General features: G+C 69.6%; 11 protein-coding genes. 8 read left to right on the top strand and 3 right to left on the bottom strand.

Annotation, left to right across the window (positions count from 1 at the left end; genetic code table 11):
- Positions 1-274: 274 nt before the first annotated feature.
- Complete coding sequence (locus AAG801_RS01100; RefSeq protein ID WP_341886774.1) at positions 275-964, top strand: EAL domain-containing protein; 690 nt, start codon at positions 275-277, stop codon at positions 962-964.
- A gap of 18 nt (positions 965-982) precedes the next feature.
- Here the strand turns inward: AAG801_RS01100 and AAG801_RS01095 are convergent, their stop codons facing one another.
- The 3 genes from AAG801_RS01095 to AAG801_RS01085 form a co-directional block, all read right to left on the bottom strand.
- Positions 983-2881, bottom strand: coding sequence for an ATPase, T2SS/T4P/T4SS family (locus AAG801_RS01095; protein WP_341886773.1), 1899 nt, complete (start codon positions 2879-2881; stop codon positions 983-985).
- A 46-nt stretch (positions 2882-2927) separates the two neighbouring features.
- A complete protein-coding gene (locus AAG801_RS01090; protein WP_341886772.1) occupies positions 2928-5651 on the bottom strand; it encodes a diguanylate cyclase in 2724 nt (907 codons plus the stop codon).
- Positions 5652-5839: 188 nt separating this feature from the next.
- Positions 5840-6232 carry an STN domain-containing protein gene (locus tag AAG801_RS01085; RefSeq protein WP_341886771.1) on the bottom strand — a complete coding sequence of 131 codons (393 nt, stop codon included), beginning with the start codon at positions 6230-6232 and terminating at the stop codon, positions 5840-5842.
- Positions 6233-6346: 114 nt separating this feature from the next.
- On the opposite strand from AAG801_RS01085, the gene AAG801_RS01080 reads away from it, so the two are divergent.
- The 7 genes from AAG801_RS01080 to AAG801_RS01050 all read left to right on the top strand — a co-directional run bounded on the left by AAG801_RS01080 (position 6347) and on the right by AAG801_RS01050 (position 17285).
- On the top strand, positions 6347-7075 hold the full coding sequence (locus AAG801_RS01080) for a sigma-70 family RNA polymerase sigma factor (protein WP_341886770.1): 729 nt from the start codon (positions 6347-6349) through the stop codon (positions 7073-7075).
- Complete coding sequence (locus tag AAG801_RS01075; protein WP_341886769.1) at positions 7072-8067, top strand: FecR domain-containing protein; 996 nt, start codon at positions 7072-7074, stop codon at positions 8065-8067. The genes AAG801_RS01080 and AAG801_RS01075 overlap by 4 nt, the downstream gene beginning before the upstream one ends.
- 73 nt (positions 8068-8140) lie before the next feature.
- On the top strand, positions 8141-10636 hold the full coding sequence (locus AAG801_RS01070; protein ID WP_341886768.1) for a TonB-dependent receptor: 2496 nt from the start codon (positions 8141-8143) through the stop codon (positions 10634-10636).
- 1 nt (position 10637) lies between these two features.
- Positions 10638-12032: an MFS transporter gene (locus AAG801_RS01065; RefSeq protein WP_341886767.1), complete on the top strand. Its 1395-nt coding sequence runs from the start codon at positions 10638-10640 to the stop codon at positions 12030-12032.
- A 56-nt stretch (positions 12033-12088) separates the two neighbouring features.
- Positions 12089-13762, top strand: a complete 1674-nt coding sequence (locus AAG801_RS01060) for a serine hydrolase domain-containing protein (protein WP_341886766.1) — start codon at positions 12089-12091, stop codon at positions 13760-13762.
- Positions 13759-16125 carry an alpha/beta fold hydrolase gene (locus AAG801_RS01055; RefSeq protein WP_341886765.1) on the top strand — a complete coding sequence of 789 codons (2367 nt, stop codon included), beginning with the start codon at positions 13759-13761 and terminating at the stop codon, positions 16123-16125. Before AAG801_RS01060 ends, AAG801_RS01055 begins: the two co-directional genes overlap by 4 nt.
- Complete coding sequence (locus tag AAG801_RS01050; protein WP_341886764.1) at positions 16122-17285, top strand: alanine racemase; 1164 nt, start codon at positions 16122-16124, stop codon at positions 17283-17285. Before AAG801_RS01055 ends, AAG801_RS01050 begins: the two co-directional genes overlap by 4 nt.
- Positions 17286-17289 lie beyond the last annotated feature (4 nt).

The raw sequence follows: 17289 nt of genomic DNA, 5'->3' as shown, positions 1-17289 counted from the left end.
TCCTATCGTGAACAGGTCGCTACAGATTTTTCTGATACCGGGAAAACCCACGAATGATTTCGGCCTACAGCCCGCATGCCGGCACGCGACGCCATCTGTTGTCTGCGATTTGTTGTCTGCGTGCGGTTGTGCGCGCTGTGTATAGAAGGGTTTACATTTACGCCCTGGAAGGCGCCCTCCGGCGCCATTGCAACCTTGCCAGCGAGGTCCACGAACCGTGATCGCCGAAACACATGCTGACGCCGCGCCTGTGAGCCTCGCCTCGGGGTTCACCATGGCGTTCCAGCCCATCGTGGACCTGGGCCGCCGCGAGATTTATGCGCACGAGGCGCTGGTGCGCGGCCTGTCGGGCGAAGGCGCCGCCGAGGTGCTCGGGCGCGTCGATCCGGTCGACCGCTTCGCCTTCCACGAAGCCTGCCGCGTCAAGGCGATCGAGATCGCGGCGCGCCTGGGCATGAAATCCCGCCTCAGCCTCAACGTCATGCCCAACGACGTCGCGGGGCAGGCCGAGTGCTTCCGCACCGCCATGGCCGCGGCCAAGCGCTGCAAGTTTCCCGTGCGTCAGCTGATGTTCGAAATCACCGAGGGCGAGCGCGTGCGCGACCTGCACGGCCTGGCCGCCACCTTCAACAGCTTCAAGCGCCACGGCTTCACCTCGGCCATCGACGACTTCGGCGCGGCCTACGCGGGCTTCGAGCTGCTGGCCGCGTTCCAGCCCGACGTGGTGAAGATCGACCTGAGCCTGATCCGCGGCATCCATGCCGACCCGGTGCGACTCACCATCGTGCGGGGCTTTGTCGCCACCTGCGACGAGCTGCAGATCCGCGTGATCGCCGAAGGCGTCGAGGCGGCCGAAGAGGTGCGCGCCTTGCGCCAGATCGGCGTGGAGCTGTTCCAGGGCTACCTGTTCGCACGCCCGGCGATTGCCACGCTGCCGGCGGTGGCGTGGGACGCCGCCGCCTGAGCTGAGCCTCCTCCCGCGTCAGACGTTGCTGGTCGCGCGCACTTCCTCGAGCGTGGTCCGGCCCGCCAGCACTTTCTCGATGCCGTCCTGACGCAGCGTGCGCATGCCTTCGCGCATGGCGGCGTCCTGCAGCTCCTCGGCGCGCGCGCCGCCCTGCACCAGCCGGCGCAGGCCCTTCGACATCGTCATGAGTTCATGGATGCCCACGCGGCCCTTGAAGCCCGTGTCGTTGCAGTGCTTGCAACCGGTGCTGCTGTAGGTCTGCAGCTGGCCGTCGCGCCCGTAGCGCTGCAGCCAGTCGGCGCGCACGGCGTCGCGCGCGGCCGGCGTGTCCTGCGCGCCGAAGGCGTGCATGTAGTCGGCCAGCAGCTCCTCGACCGCCTCGCTGGTCGCGGGGCGGCTCTGCACGCACTGCGGGCACAGGCAGCGCACCAGCCGCTGCGCCAGCACGGCCAGCAGCGAGTCGGCGAAGTTGAACGGGTCCATGCCCATGTCGAGCAGGCGCGTCACGGTTTCGGGGGCGCTGTTGGTGTGCAGCGTCGACAGCACCAGATGGCCGGTGAGCGAGGCCTCGATGGCGGTCTTCGCGGTTTCGGCGTCGCGGATCTCGCCGACCATGATCACGTCGGGGTCGGCGCGCACGAAGGCGCGCAGCGCCTTGGCAAAGGTCCAGTCGATGCGTGGGTTGACCTGCACCTGGCGCAGGCCCGGCTGCGTGATTTCGATCGGGTCTTCGGCCGTCCAGATCTTGCGCTCGGGCGTATTGATGCGCATGAGTGCCGAGTGCAGCGTGGTGGTCTTGCCCGAGCCCGTCGGGCCCACGCACAGCACCATGCCGTAGGGCCGGTCGACCGCCTGCGACAGCTGCGCCAGGTTGCGCTCCGACAAGCCCAGCGCATCGAGCGCAATGGGCTTGGCCGAGGCCAGGATGCGCATCACCACGTCTTCCAGGCCGTTGTTGGTCGGGATGGTCGCCACGCGCAGCTCGATGCGGTGCTGCGGCGAGTACTTCGAGAAGTTGATCTTGCCGTCTTGCGGCTTGCGCTTTTCGCTGATGTCCAGGTCGCACATGATCTTCACGCGCGCGACCACCGCGTTGCGGTAGCTGGGCGGCAGCTCCAGGTAGGTGTAGAGCCGGCCGTCGCGGCGAAAGCGGATGCGCGTCTTTTCCTGTCCCGGATCGCTCTCGATGTGGATGTCGGAGGCGCCCTCGCGGTGCGCCTCGAGGATCATGCTGTTGATCATGCGCACCAGCGAGTTGTCCGACTGCTCGACCGGCGCGTCACCGGCGGCGGGCGCGGCGGCCGATTCTTCCTTCTCGAGCGTCTTCAGCAGCGTGCTGGTGCCCGTCATGTCGAACTCGAGCGGACGCGCCGGGTCGTTCATGTCGATCACCGGGCGTTCGGCCGCCACCTGGCCGAGTTTCTCGTAGGCCTTGTGCAGCACGCCGTCCAGGTCGAGGCACTGGCCCAGCACGGGGAGCACCTTCATCTGCGCGATGAACTCCACCTCGTCGATCACCGTGTGCTGGTTGACCGGGTCGTCGAGCGCGAGCACCAGGCGCCCGCCGTGCAGCATGAGCGGCATCACCTGCAGGCGCCGCGCGGCCTCGTGGCCCACCTTGCGCAGCGCGTCGGCCGCGGCCGGAAACACATGCAGGTTCACGAGCGGGTAGCCCATCTTGCGCACCAGCGCGGTCTGCAGCTGGCCGCGGCTCACGACGCCCATGCGCACCAGCGTTTCGCCCAGCGGCACGGTGGGTTCGCGCTGCTGCTGCTGGAGCGCCGCGTCGAGCTGCGCCTGCGTGACCATGCCCAGCGACATCAGCGCCTGGCCGATGCGCGCGATCGGCATGCGGCTTTGCAGTTCGAGCTCCTGCACGAGCTGTTCGGGCATGACGACTTCAGTGGCTGCCATGGATCGGTCTCCTGGTGGTTGTGGGGGCGCGGCGGGTGTGTCGACGCTAACGGAAAAACGCGAAACGGTTGCGGCCCTGCGACTTGGCATCGTAGAGCGCCGTGTCGGCCCGCGCGAGCAATTCGCCGGCGCCGACGCTGGCATCAACCGTCTCGAGGAACACGACGCCGATGCTGGTCGTGACGTCCAGCCGCCGGCCGTCCACATCGAACACCGGTGCCTCGATGTGCGCGACGATCTTCTGCGCCACGCCCGCCACCGCGTCCTTCGAGTACACGTTCTCGAGCACGATCACGAACTCGTCGCCGGCCAGGCGCACCACGGTGTCGGTCTCGCGCACGCTGGTGCGCAGGCGCCGCGCATATTCGGTCAGCACGCCGTCGCCGATGGCATGGCCGAGCGTGTCGTTGATAGCCTTGAAGTGGTCGATGTCCAGGAACATCAGCGCCATGCCGCCGTCGGTACGGCGCGCGCGCGACATCGCCGCGGGCAGTTGCTCGTTGAAGGCCAGCCGGTTCGGCAGGCCGGTCAGCACGTCCAGGCGCGCCAGCTCGATGAGCTTGCGCTCGGCCTCCTTCAGCGCCGTGACGTTGAAGGTCATGAGGTAGAAGCCCAGCACGCCGCCCGCCAGGTCGCGGTCGGGGATCAGGTTCACCTGGAAGTGCGCCTCCCCGTCCTGGACCGGCACCTGCACCGGGTACTGCGTCGCCTTGCCGGTGAGCACCACGGGCAGGTGGGGCGTGTGCTGCGCATACACCATCTCGCCGACGGCCGAGCGCAGCGTCACGCCGTCGAGTGGCGCGCGTTCGTCCAGGCCGGCCATGCGCCGCGCGCGGCTGTTGCCGTACAGGCAGTTCTGGTCGCGGTCGAAGTAGGCCACCAGCGCGGGGATGTTGTCGGTCACGTCGCGCAGGCGCTTTTCCTGCTGCGTGAGCGCGCGGCGAATGTTCACTTCGTCGGTGATGTCGAAGGTCATCGCGAACACGCCGTGCACGGTGCCCTCGGCGTCCTGGTCGGGAATGTAGTGGGCCTTGAAGGTGCGCTCGCCGATGCCCAGCGCCGCGTCGCCGGCCTTCTCGATGATCACCGTCTCGCCCGCCAGTGCGCGCTCCATGTAGGGCCGCACCACCGCGAAATCGGCTTCGCCGCGGATGCCCGGCATCCACTGGCCGACCAGCGGGTTGCCGTGGTGCAGCGCCCGCACCTTGGCATTGACGAAGGTGTAGTACAGCCCGGCATCGACGTGCGAGACCAGCGCGGGGATGTTGTCGGCAATGGTGCGGATCTGCGCCTCGCTGTGCGCCAGCTCGAGCTCGATGTGTTTGCGCTGCGTGATGTCGAAGGTCATCGCGTAGTAGCCGCACACCTGCCCCTGCGGGTCGAGCTCGGGGATGAAGTCGGTCTGGAAGAAGTGCTCTTCCTCGTCGCGGTGCGCGGCGCCGCGGCGCTCGAAGGACACGGCCTCGCCGGCCCGCACGCGCCGCAGGTTGTGCTCGAGCGTCGGGTCGTCGTGCAGGCCGCTCATGCTCTGCACGGGCTGGCCCACCAGTTCTTCGGCGCTGTAGCCCAGCTCTTCGCACAGCCGCGCATTCACGAAGGTGTAGCGGCCCTGCGCGTCGGCGTGCGAGATCATGGCCGGCAGGTTGTCGGTGATGTCGCGCAGGAACTTCTCGCTGGCCTGGTGCTGCTGCATGAGCCGGTCGAAGGTGCGCGAGAGGTCGCCGATCTCGTCGTGCGGGTAGGTGAGCGCCACCGCCGCCCGCTCGGGCGCTGCCTGGGCGTCGAGCATGCGGCGGTGCAGCCCGGTGAGCGGGCGCAGCAGCCGCTGCGCCACGGCCAGCGCCAGCGCGCCGGCCAGCAGCGCCAGCACGAAGGCGCCGATCCAGGCGGTGCGCTCGATGGTGTCGATGCGGGCGAAGGCCTCGTGGCGCGGGTACATGGAACCCATGATCCAGTCGGCCTGGCGGATGCGCTTGAAGGCGTACAGGCCGCGCACGCCTGCGTGGTTGACGCCTTCGATCGTGCCTTCGAAGCCGGCGAGCGCGCGGTGGATGTCGGGCGCGTCGTCGGCCATGGACGCGTTGGCCTGCTTGAGCACGCGGTCGGCCAGCGGGTGGTCGATCACGATGCCGTCGGCGGTGGTGATGAACACATAGCCCGTCTGGCCGAAGCGCACGTCGGCCAGCTCGCCCAGGATGTTGCGCTCCTTCAGGTTGATGGAACCCGAGATCACGAACAGCACCCGGCCGTCGCGATCGCGCACGGGCTCGGTGATGGCCACCTGCGCCAGGCCGTTGAGCCGGTTGCGATAGGGCTCGGAGATCACGCCGGTGCGCGAGGCGACCGTGTCCTTGAAATACGCGCGGTCCTTGATGTTCACCTTGCCGATCTGCTGCGCGCCGTTCAGGTTGGCGACCAGGTCGCCGTCCATGTCGAGGAAGGCGACGTTGTCGAACGCCCCGCGCAAGGACTGGTGCTTTTCGAGAAAGGCCTGCAGCGGTGCGGCGGTGGTGAAGCCATGCGACCCCACGCTCTCGGCGAGCGTCTTCAGTAGGATGCGCCGGCTGGCGAACTTCTGCTCCACCGCGCTCGCGATGGCCGACAGCCGCGCGAACTCCTCGTTGGCGATCGAGGCCTGCATGCGGTCCTTGACCAGGTGCAGCGCCACCGTGGCGATGATGAAGGTGGTGGCCAGCACGACGGCTGCGACGCCGACGCTGAGGCGCGTGTTCAGGCTGATGCGGGGTTTCCCGGGCGCGAAAAATTTCATGGGCGTCGTGCAGGCAGCGCGGCGAAGCGGAGGGACCACCGGCCGGCCGTCGAGGCACAGCTCACACCGCTCGCTTGTTGCGCAGGTAGTGTGTCAGAAAGTGCGAGAAATGCGCGCCATTCCGGTGCGTCTCGCAGGGCCGAACGGCGCCGGTGTTGTCCCGCGCGCGACGGGTGAGGCCGATCGTATTACTCGACCGTGCGCGGCGGCGTCTCCGAACGCGCGGCCGCGGGCGACCGGGTCGGCGCAATGAGCACCATCGCGCCGTCCTGCCCGCGCCGCACGCGCAGGCGCGTGCCGTCGAGCAGGCGGTCCAGGGCCGCGTCGGCGGCGATCTTTCCCTTGATGCCCCGGGTCGAGAGGTCCTTGACGTCTTCCATCTTGTAGATGAGCTGCACGCCCGACTGCGCGATGTAGGCGTCGAGCGCGGGCCGCAGCTCGCCGCTCTTCACGTCGAACTCGCGCGCGTGGGCGAAGGCCAGCCCCGTCGCCAGCAGGCCGGCGGCGGCAACGAGGGCAAGGCGAGGGCGTCTGATGAAGAGGGCAAGGAGGGTGGGGGTCTGCCTCCGGATTCGAATCATGTCGGTCTGTTTTCCGCGTATTGGTTTTTCTTCTGCCCCCGGTGAGACGAGTTCGCGGGCACTTTCCGGTAACGGGGCAAGGGGGAAAAGCCCTTGGACCCGGCCTTCTAGAATTTGGGGAACCACCGCCGGGCACGGAAATTGGAAGAAATTTCGCCGGCGGGCCTGTGCGCGTTACCGGAAATCTTCGGGCCGTTCGTCTCACTGTCTGTCGCCAATCCCGGCGGCCTGCCGTTCTCCTTTCGGCCCTTCAATTTCCAGGAGCGCTTCGTGGTTCTCAGTGACTTGGATGCCTGGTTCGTCAGCGAGGTGCTGCCGATGGAAGCCGCGCTCACGCGTTTCCTTCGCCGCAACTGGCGCGACGACGCCGAAGTGCCCGACCTGCGGCAGGACGTCTACGTGCGCATTTATGAGTCCGCCTCCAAATCCATGCCCGACCAGGTCAAGCCCTTTGTTTTTGCCACCGCGCGCAACCTGCTGATCGACCGCGCCCGGCGCGCGCAGATCGTTTCCATCGAGATCATTGCCGACCTCGACGCGCTCGACTTTTCCGCCGACGAGCTCACGCCCGAGCGCCATGCCGCCGGCCGCGGCGAGCTGCGGCTGCTGCAGACCGCGCTCGACGCGCTGCCGTCCAAATGCCGCCGCGTGATCGAGATGCGCAAGATCGACGGCCTCTCGCAGCGCGAGGTCGCCACGCAGTTGGGCATCACCGAGGACACGGTCGAGCGGCAGGTGTCGCGCGGTGTGCGCGCCCTGGCCGACGCCCTGCTCTCGGGCGGTGTGCAACTGGACACCAAGGCCTTCGGGCGAGCGCAGAACGAGCGGAGGCTCTCCACATGAGCGAAGCGCAGCGCATTGAATCGTTGGCCGCCGACTGGCTGGCCCGCCGCGACAGCGGCGCCTGGACCGACACCGACCAGCAGCAGCTGGACGCCTGGATCGCCGCATCGATCGCCCACCGCGTGGCGTGGCTTCGGCTGTCCAGCGCGTGGGAGCGCGGCGACCGGCTGGGCGCACTGCGGACGCCGGAAATTCCGATTCCCGCACCGGCGCCCGCACCCGCACCGCAGGCCGCACGTCCGCCTCAACGCCTGTCGCGCTTCTCGCTTCAACGCATCGCCGCCGGCGTGCTCGTGGCCGCTGCCGGCACCGCCTGGCTCGGCTGGCAGTACACGCAGGAAGAACGCGGCCAGCACTACGCCACGGCCGTGGGCGCGCGCCAGTCGGTCGCGCTGTCCGACGGCTCCAGGCTCACGCTCAACACCGCCACGCAGCTGCGCACGGCCGTGAACGACACCGGGCGCAAGGTGTGGCTCGACGCGGGCGAGGCCTACTTCGACATCGCGCACGACAAGAACCATCCCTTTGTCGTCATGGCCGGCGACCGGCGCATCACCGTGCTGGGCACGCGCTTCCTCGTGCGGCGCCAGGGCGACCAGGTGAACGTGACGGTGGAAGAAGGGCGCGTGCAGATCGCCGCGGCCAAGCCCGATGCCAGGAGCGCCGAGCCCACCGTGCTTACGCGCAACCAGGCGGCCGTCACGCACGCCGACAACGTGCTCGTGATGTCGAAGGCGCCCAAGCAGGTCGACGACGAACTGCGCTGGCGCGAAGGCAAGCTCGTGTTCGACCAGACCACGCTGGGCGACGCGGCCGCGCAGTTCAACCGCTACAACCTGCGCAAGCTCGTGATCGCCGACCCGGTCGTCGCACAGGTGCGCATCGGCGGCAGCTTCGATGCGAACAACATGAGCGGCTTCGTGGCCCTTCTCAAGCAGGGCTTCGGCCTTGCTGCGCAAGAGAACGGCAACGAAATCAGAATTTCGAATTAGAAAATTACCGGAATGTGACGGGGCATTCGTCTCAGTGGGTACCCAAACAAATAACCACGCTGGAGAGACACCCATGAATCGCATCGCGCCCCGCACCGGTCTGCCGTCCAAGAAGAAGCGAACGTATGGGGCGCTGCGCCCATGGGTCATTGGCGGCGCGTGGGCGCTGGCGAGCGGCATGGCCGCACACGCGCAGACGCAGGCTCCGACGCAGGGTTTCGATGTGAGCGGCGGCGATCTCAAGACCGCACTCGACGCCTACATCGCGCAGGGCGGCGTGCAGCTGCTCTACAAGGTCGACGACGTGAAGGGCGTGGCCACGCGCGGCGTGAAGGGTGCGCTCTCGCCGCAGGACGCGCTGGCGCAGCTGCTCGAAGGCACGCCGCTGCGCACGCGCCGCGGTGACGACGGCGCCATCGTGATCTACACGGCCGCCGCGGCAACGAAGCCGGTGGCCGACGAGGCACCGCAGTCGCTCGACAGCGTCACCATCACCGCCACCCGCCGCCGCGAGCCGGTGCGCGAGATTCCGATGCAGGTCAACGTGATGAAGGCGCAGGCGCTGGAACGCGCGGGCGCCAAGAACCTGGCCGACTACGTGGCCGAGCAGCCGGGCGTGAACCTCACCAGCAGCGGCAGCGTGGGCGGCACGCTCACCATGCGCGGGCTGACCATGGGCCCGGTGCAGGGCATCGCGACCGTGGGCGTGTACGTGGACGACGTGGCCACCGGTCTGAGCTCGGCCGGCGCCAACGGCGGCAACACGCCGCTGGACATGGGCATGCTCGACCTGAGCCACATCGAAGTGCTGCGCGGCCCGCAGGGCACGCTGTACGGCGCCGGCGCCATGAGCGGCGTGCTCAAGTACGTGACCAACCAGCCCGACACCATGGAGTTCGCGGGTTCGGTGCGTCTCGGCACCTCGTGGACGCAGGGCGGCGGCCCCGGCTTCACGACCGGCGCCGTGCTCAACGTGCCGATCAAGGAAGACGTGGCGGCCATCCGCTTCGCCGCCTTCACCGACCAGGTCGGCGGCAGCTACGACGCCACGGGCCTGGCGCGCGGGCGCAATGTCGACCGCGGCCACACCGACGGCGGCCGCGTCTCGCTGCTGCTCACGCCCACGCGCGAACTCACGGTGCGCCTCACGGGCACCGTGCAGGACGTGCATCGCAAGGGCCTGGGCTTTGAAGAGATGGACAAGCGCACGCTGCGCCCCTGGACGCGGGAGCGCACGCGCCAGCTGTCGGCCAACGAATCGGTCCGCAACCTCACGCAGCTGTTCGGGCTGGACGTGGAGTACGACTTCGGCTGGGCCCGCCTGAACTCGATCACCTCCGCGCAGGACGTGAAGATCAACACCACCGCCGACGTCACCGGCCTGTACGGGCCGCTGTTGAGCGCGCTGCGCGTGCCGGTGGCCTCGGTGCCGGTCAACAGTGCCGTGGAGCAGCACCGCGTCAGCCAGGAGTTCCGCCTGACCTCGCGCTCGGGCACCACCATCGAGTGGCTGGCGGGCCTGTACCTGAACCGCGAACGCGGCAGCAACAACGGCGGCATGGACGCCAACCTGATCGGGGGTCGCAGCCTCGGCCTGTTGACGTCGACGCAGTCCTCGCGCTACCGCGAAGAGGCGCTCTATGGCGACGTCACCTGGAACGTGACGCCCAAGTTCTCGCTCACCGGCGGCCTGCGCCTGGCGCGCAACAAGCAGGAATACGACAGCCGCCAGAGCGGGCAGCTCGTCGGTTCGGTCGCCGCCAAGGCCGCCGGCACCTCGTCGGAAAGCCCGACCACCTACCTGGCCGCCGCCAAGTACACGCTGTCGGACACGAGCACCGTGTACTTCCGCGCGGCCAGCGGTTATCGCCCTGGCGGTCCCAACGTGTTGAAGCCCGACACCGACCGCCGCGTCGTGCAGCCGTCGTACAACTCCGATTCGCTGTGGAGCTACGAGCTGGGCTACAAGGCCGACCTGCTGGACCGCACGCTGTCGCTGGAAGCGGCGCTGTACGACATCGAATGGAGCGGCGTGCAGCAGCCCACGCGCAGCGGCGCCTTCAATTTCATCACCAACGCGGGGGCGGCCCGCATCAAGGGCAGCGAGCTCACGCTCAACTGGAAGCCCAGCAAGGAATGGCGCTTCACCGCCAACGCCGCCGCCATCGACGCGCGCCTGACCGAGGACGCCAAGGGCATTGGCGCCAAGGCCGGCACGCGCCTGCCGCACACGCCGCGCTTTGCCACCACGCTGGGCGTGACGCGCAACTTCAGCCTCGCCGACCACCCGGCCTATGTCGGCATCAGCGCGCGCTACACCGGCAAGCGCGATGCGGGCTACCGCGGCAGCACGGCCCTGCCGAGCATCACGATGCCGGCCTACACGCTGGTCGACCTGCAGGCGGGCATCGACTTCAAGCGCTTCAGCGTCTCGGCTTACGTGCGCAACCTGACGAACAAGCGCGGCATCGTGTCGATCGAAACCGGCCTCAACGTGAACCCGAACCTGGTGACTGCGGCGCTCGTGCCGGCGCGCACCATCGGCGTGAACGTCAACGTTCCGTTCTGACATGTCGGGCCTCCCACCGTTCGCGGCACCGATGCCGCTGGATGCGGCCGCCCCTGCGGCCCTGGAAACGACCCGCAAGGCGCCCACCAGCGCCTGGTATGCGCTGGTGGTGCTCATCATCGCGACGGTGCTGGGCTCGATCGACAAGGTCATCCTCACGCTGCTGACGGAGCCGATCCGCCAGACGCTGTCGCTCTCCGACACGCAGCTCGGGCTGCTGCAGGGCGCGGGCATCGTGCTGTTCACCGGCATCGCCACCTTGCCGCTGGGCTGGCTCAGCGACCGCTACGACCGGCGCGTGGTGCTGGCCGCCTGCGTGGTGCTGTGGAGCGCGGCCACCGCCATGCGCGGCACGGCCATGGACTACGGCGTGCTGTTCGTCGCCTCCGTCGGCCTGGGCGTGGGCGAGGCGGGCCTCACGCCCATCACCAACAGCATGATCCCCGACCTGTTCCCGCGCGCGCAGCGGGTGCTGGCGAATGCGGTGTTCGCGCTGTCGGCCATCTTCGGCAGTGCGCTCGGCGCGCTGCTGGGCGGCACCATCGTGCACCTCACCGACGACCTGCGGCCCTGGCTGCCCGTCGCGATGCAGCAGCTCGAAGCCTGGCGCCTGACCTTCTTCGTGCTGGCGTCCGCCGGCATTCCGGTGACGCTGCTGGTGCTGTCGATCCGGCGCACGCCGCGCGGCGGTGTGCAGGAAGCCAAGCCTGGTGCACCGGCCGCTGCGACCGCCGAGGCGCCCGGTGCCACGACCCTTCGCGAGCACCTGCGTCGGCACTGGCGCACCTTCGCGGGCCTGGTGGTCGGCGTGGGCCTGACCAGTGTGGGCCTGAGCTCGCTGGGCACCTGGCTGCCGATCGTCACGGCGCGCACCTACGGTGTCACGCCGGTGCAGATGGGGCAGGGCATGGGCCTGGCCTTCCTGTGCGGCACGGTGGCCGGCGGCCTGCTGGGCGTGATGTCGATGCGCTACGTGCAGCCGCGCATGGGGCCGGCCGCGGCGCTGCGCCTGATCATGCTGGGCAACCTCTCGGCGGCGTTGATGTCGACGCTGCTGCTGTTCACGAGTTCGGCCAACCACAACTTCGCGCTGCTGGGGCTGCTGGTGGTGCCGCTCATCGGCAGTGCCGTGCTGCTGCCCAACGTGCTGCAGGACGCGGCGCCGCCGCACCTGCGCGCCCGCACCATCGCGCTGCTCACGATGGCCAGCCTGCCCTTCGGCGTGGTGGGGCCGCTGATGGTCGGCATGTTGTCGGACGCGCTCAAGTCGATGCCCAACGGGTTGGCGGTGTCCATCGTCGCGACCACGCTGGTCGGCGGCAGCCTGGGGGCCATGGTGCTGCGCGCCACCGAAGGCCCCTTCGTCCGCCTGATGCGCGAAGCGAAGCCGAACTGAGCCGAACCTGCTGCTTCGAGATTCCGCTCTTCCCTTTCATCGTTCGTTGTTCCTCCATGTCACAACCACACCCTTCAGCCTCTCTTCCTGACACCGCTTCCGCACTGGCCGCCATCGACGCGCTGGTGGCGCCCCTGAACCGCAGCGATGCGCCCGGCCTGGTGCTGGCCATCGCGCAGCACGGCCGCCTGCTGTACCGCCGCGCCGTCGGCATGGCCAGCCTGGAGATGGGCGTGGCGCTCACGCCGACCACGCGCATGCGCATCGCCTCCACCAGCAAGCACTTCACGGCCATGGCCGTGCTGCTGCTGGCCGAAGACGGCCTGCTCGACGTGGAAGACCCGGTGCAGAAATACCTGCCCGAGCTGCCGCAACTGAGCGCCAACGGCCCCACGCTGCGCCACCTGCTCACCCACACCAGCGGCTGGCGCGGCCACGACGAGCTGTGGGCCATTGCGCACGGCCTCACGTTCACCTTGCCCGGCCCGGGCCTGCCCGCCATGGCGCGCCAGAGCGAGCTGAACTTCGAGCCCGGCACGCACATGGTCTACAGCAACGGCGGCTACTTCCTGCTGGCCAAGATCGTCGAGCGCGTGAGCGGCCTGAGCTTCAACGACTTCCTGAAGGCGCGCCTGTTCGGCCCGCTGGGCATGCCTGACACCTCGTCGGTGCAGACCGACCTCGACGTGGTTCCCGGCCTGGCCGGCCTGTACATGCCCGCGCCCGGCGGAGGCTGGCGCCGCGGCCTGTACCCGTGCGAACTCGACGGCGGCGGCTCGCTGGTGTCGACGGCGGACGACATGCTGCGCTGGCTCGCGCACATGCACGGCAGCGAAAAGATCGTGGGCAGCGCGAAGAGCTGGGCGCTGCTGTCGGCGCCCACCACGCTGTCGTCGGGCTCCCAGGTGAACTACGGCTTCGGGCTGGCGCGCCACCCGTACCGCGGCGTCGAGATCGTCCACCACGCGGGCGCCGTGCTCGGCGCGCAGTCGCAGATGATCAGCGTGCCCAGCCACGGGCTGGACATCATCGCCATGGTGAACGGCGCACCCGTGTCGCCGGGGTCGCTGACCCTCAAGGTGATCGAGCTGCTGCTGGGCGACGCGCTCGCGCCGCCCGAGGTGCGCCCGCTGGCCAGCGCCTTCCCCGCGCTGCCCGGCCAGCGCTACCACGCACCTTCCACGGGCGGCCTGCTGAGCTTCTCGGACGTGGGTGGCAAGCTGGCGATGTCGTGGCAGGCCGGCGAGGCCAAGCCCTTGAACCAGGGCGACGGCAAGCTGTGGCTGGGCCTGCAGGACCTGCCGACGAACGACCTCGTGCTCGACACCGCCGACCTCGACCCGCAACGCGCTCCCGATGCCTTCGTGCTGCACGAAGGCGGCCAGCCGCGCCGCTTCGAGCGCCTGCCAGAGACCGCGCCTGATGCGGCATCGCTCGCCGAGCAGCTGTGCGGCGACTACACCAGCCCCGACCTCGACGCCACCGCGCAGATGGCGCTGGTCGACGGCAAGCTGCGGCTCACCGTGCAGGGCCGCCACGGCCAGCACGCGTGCGTGCTGACGCCGCTGTCGGCCGATGTGATGACGCTCGTCTCGGTCGACCCGGTGCTGTCGCAGATGGGCAAATCGGTTCTCAACGTGGAGCGCAAGGGCGGCCGGGTCGTGGGACTGCTGTTCGCCACGACGCGTTCGCGAAACATCCACCTTGCCCGCCAGGAGCCCCGCGCATGAAGTTCTTCACCACCCTGTTCGCCACCGAGACCAACACCTTCGTCTCGGCCCCCACCGGCCTGGGCAGCTACGAGGAATACGGCATCTTCCGCGGCGACGCCAGCACGCGCGATGCGGCCGGCTACGGCCTGTACGCGGTGGAAGTGCGCCGGCAGCTCGCCGCCGAAGGCCATGAAACGGTCGAGAGCCTGCTGGCCTTTGCGCAGCCGCTGGGTCGCACCGTGCGCAGCGTGTACGAACGCCTGCGCGACGAAATCCTGGACGACCTGCGCAAGGCCGGCCCGGTCGACGGCGTGATCCTCGTGCTGCACGGCGCGATGGTGGCCGACGGCTACGACGACTGCGAAGGCGACGTGATCTCGCGCGTGCGCGACATCGTCGGACCCAACGTGCCCATCGGCGTCTCGCTCGACCTGCACTGCCACTTCACGCAGAAGATGCTGAACGCGGCCGACGCGATCATTTGCTACAAGGAATATCCGCACACCGACGCCTTCGATCGCCTGACTGAGCTGATCCGCATCGTGGTCGACACCGCGCAGGGCCGCGTGCGGCCCGTGACGGCCGTGCACGACTGCCGCATGGTCGGCAAGTGGCACACCACGCGCGAGCCGATGGCCGGCTTCGTGCGCCGCATGCAAGAGGCCGAAAAGCAGCCGGGCGTGCTCTCGGTGTCGCTGGGCCATGGCTTCCCGTGGGCCGACGTGCCCGAGTCGGGCGCCAAGATGTGGGTGGTGACGGACAACGACCCCGCGCTCGCCGCGAAGCTCGCCGAAGAACTGGGCCGCGCCTTCTGGGACCTGCGCCATGAAACCGGCGTGCCCTCGCTCTCGATCGAAGAAACGCTCGCCCGCGCCATGGCCACGCCCGACGGCCCCGTGGTCATTGCCGACACCGCCGACAACCCCGGCGGCGGCGCCACCAGCGACAGCACCTTCATGCTGCGCGCCGTGGTCGAGCGCGGCATCGGCGACGTGGCCTTCGGCGGCGTGTGGGACCTGGGCGCGGTGCAGCTGTGCCGCGACGCGGGCGAGGGCGCGAGCTTCGAGCTGCGCCTGGGCGGCAAGTGCGGCCCGGCCTCGGGCGATCCGATCGACCTGCACGTGACCGTCAAGCGCGTGGTCGAGGCGCACTCGCAGGGCGGCCTCTCGGGCGTGCGCACGCCCATGGGCCCGTGCGTGTGGGTGCAGGCCGCCGACGGCGTGGACATCGTGCTCATCAGCAAGCGCAACCAGGTCATCGGCGCCGACCTCTTCACCGGGTTGGGCATCGACCTGACCGCCAAGAAGCTGGTCATCGTGAAGTCGGCGCAGCACTTCCATGCGGAGTTCGGCCCCATCGCCAAGTCGGTGCTGTATGTGTCGACGCCGGCCTCGCTGAGCACCGACTTCGCCAACCTGCCGTACCGCGTGCGCGACCTCGACTACTGGCCGCGCGTGGAACAGCCCGGCCGCCCGTACCACATGGCCGCGCCCGGCGAGCTCTACACCATCGACGGCCGTGCGATGCACCTGCAGCGCAGCGGCCCCGCACCCGCCAGCGCCGCGCAGCCCACGATCGTGATCGAAGCCGGCGGCGGCTGTGCCTCGCCGACCTACGCGCGGCTGCAGCAGGCGCTGTCGGCGAAGCACCCGGTGATCAGCTACGACCGCGCCGGCATGGGCTGGAGCGAGGCCGACGACGCGCCCTTCGACGGCGAGCGCAATGCGCACCGCCTGCATGCGCTGCTCGCAGCGGCCGGCGTGACGGGCCCGATCGTGCTCGTCGGCCATTCGCTCGGCGGCCTGCTGAACCGGGTCTACGCGGGCCTGTATCCGCAGCAGGTGGCCGGTGTGGTGATGCTCGATGCGAGCCACCCTGACCAGTTCGCGATGTACGAGCACCCGCCCGAATCGCAGTTCGCGGCCGAGCGCGACAAGCGCGCGAACTTCCAGGCCGGTGGCCCGCCGCCGCCGGAGCAGGCGCCCGTCGAGGCCCTGTTCGCCGACATGCCGCAGGTGCTGCGCCAGATGAAGGCGACCTACACGCCCGAAGCGCTCGACACCATGCTGGCCGAGGTGCGCGGCCTGCCGCACGTCGCGCGCCAGGCGGCTGCCTCGCCCGACTTCGGCGCGCGTCCGCTCGCCGTGCTGTGGGCGCAGCAGCAGCCGCCGCCGGCCGGCGCTGACCCGGCGATCGCCGCGGTGCAGGCGCGCTGGCCCGAATTCCAGGAGGCGCATGCGGCGCTGTCGACGCAACGTCGCCTGGCCTGCATCGAAGGCGCCGCGCACATGACGCTGGTGCTGCTGCCGCCGCTGGTGCAGCGCGTGGCCGAGGAAATCGACGGCGTGATGGCGCAGGTCGCGTCCGGAACCGGCCGATGACGCCCCTGGCCGAACTCACCACGCCCGCGCTGCTGCTCGACGTCGGCGTGCTCGAACGCAACTGCGAGGCGATGGCGCAGCGCGCGGCGCGCCACGGCGTGGCGCTGCGCCCGCACCTGAAGACCGCCAAGTCGGTGGAAGTGGCGCGCCGCGCCACGCGCGGGCAGGCCGGCGGGCTCACGGTGTCGACCGTGGCCGAGGTGGCCTACTTCGCGCGCCACGGCTTCACCGACCTGACCTATGCCGTGGGCATCGACGCGAACAAGATCGAGGCGCTGCACGACATCCAGTGCACGAGCGGCGCGCGCGTGACGCTGCTGGCCGATTCGATCGAAGCCGTGCAGGCCGCCGGTGCGCGCGCACGCACGCTGGGCGCCCGCTTTCGCGTGCTGCTCGAGATCGACACGGGCGGCGGCCGCGGCGGCGTCGGTCCGCACGACGACGAGCTGCTCTCGCTTGCGCGCGAAGTGCAGCGCAGCGAATCGCTGCTGCTCGCCGGCGTGCTCACGCATGCGGGCCACAGCTACCACGTGCAGGGCGGCACGGCGATCCGTGCCATCGCCGAGGCTGAGCGCGCCGGCGCCGTGCATGCGGCCGAGCGGCTGCGCGCGGTCGGCATTCCGGTCGAGGTGGTGAGCGTGGGGTCCACGCCCACGGCCGTGTGCGCGCAGACGCTCGAGGGCGTCACCGAGATGCGCCCCGGCGTCTACACCTTCTGCGACCTCGACCAGGTGGCGCGCGGCATCTGCGGCGTGGAAGACATCGCGCTGTCGGTGCTGGCCACCGTGATCGGCCACAACCCGCGCTCGCGCCGCGTGCTGATCGACGCCGGCGCGCTCGCGCTGTCGAAGGACCAGTCGGCGGCTGAGTTCCGCAGCGGCCTGGGCTTCGGGCTGGTGTGCCAGGCCGATGGCACGGTGCCGCTGCCCGGCCTGTGCGTGGCCGAGCTGCACCAGGAGCACGGCCTGATCGCCTGCGAGGGTGATGAAGAAGCAGAGGCGATGTTCCGCGCGCTGCCCGTCGGCGCCCGCGTGCGCGTGCTGCCGCACCACGCCTGCATGACGGCCGCGCCCTACGACCGCTACCACGTGGTGGAAGGCGCCGGCAGCGGCGTGCAGGCGGTCTGGGACAAGGCGCGCGGCTGGTACGCCGGCGCCTGAAGCG

This window comes from Variovorax sp. YR752 (genome assembly GCF_943372545.1).
The sequence above is the reverse complement of the archived record's forward strand: the minus strand, read 5'-3'. Positions and strand labels throughout refer to the sequence as shown.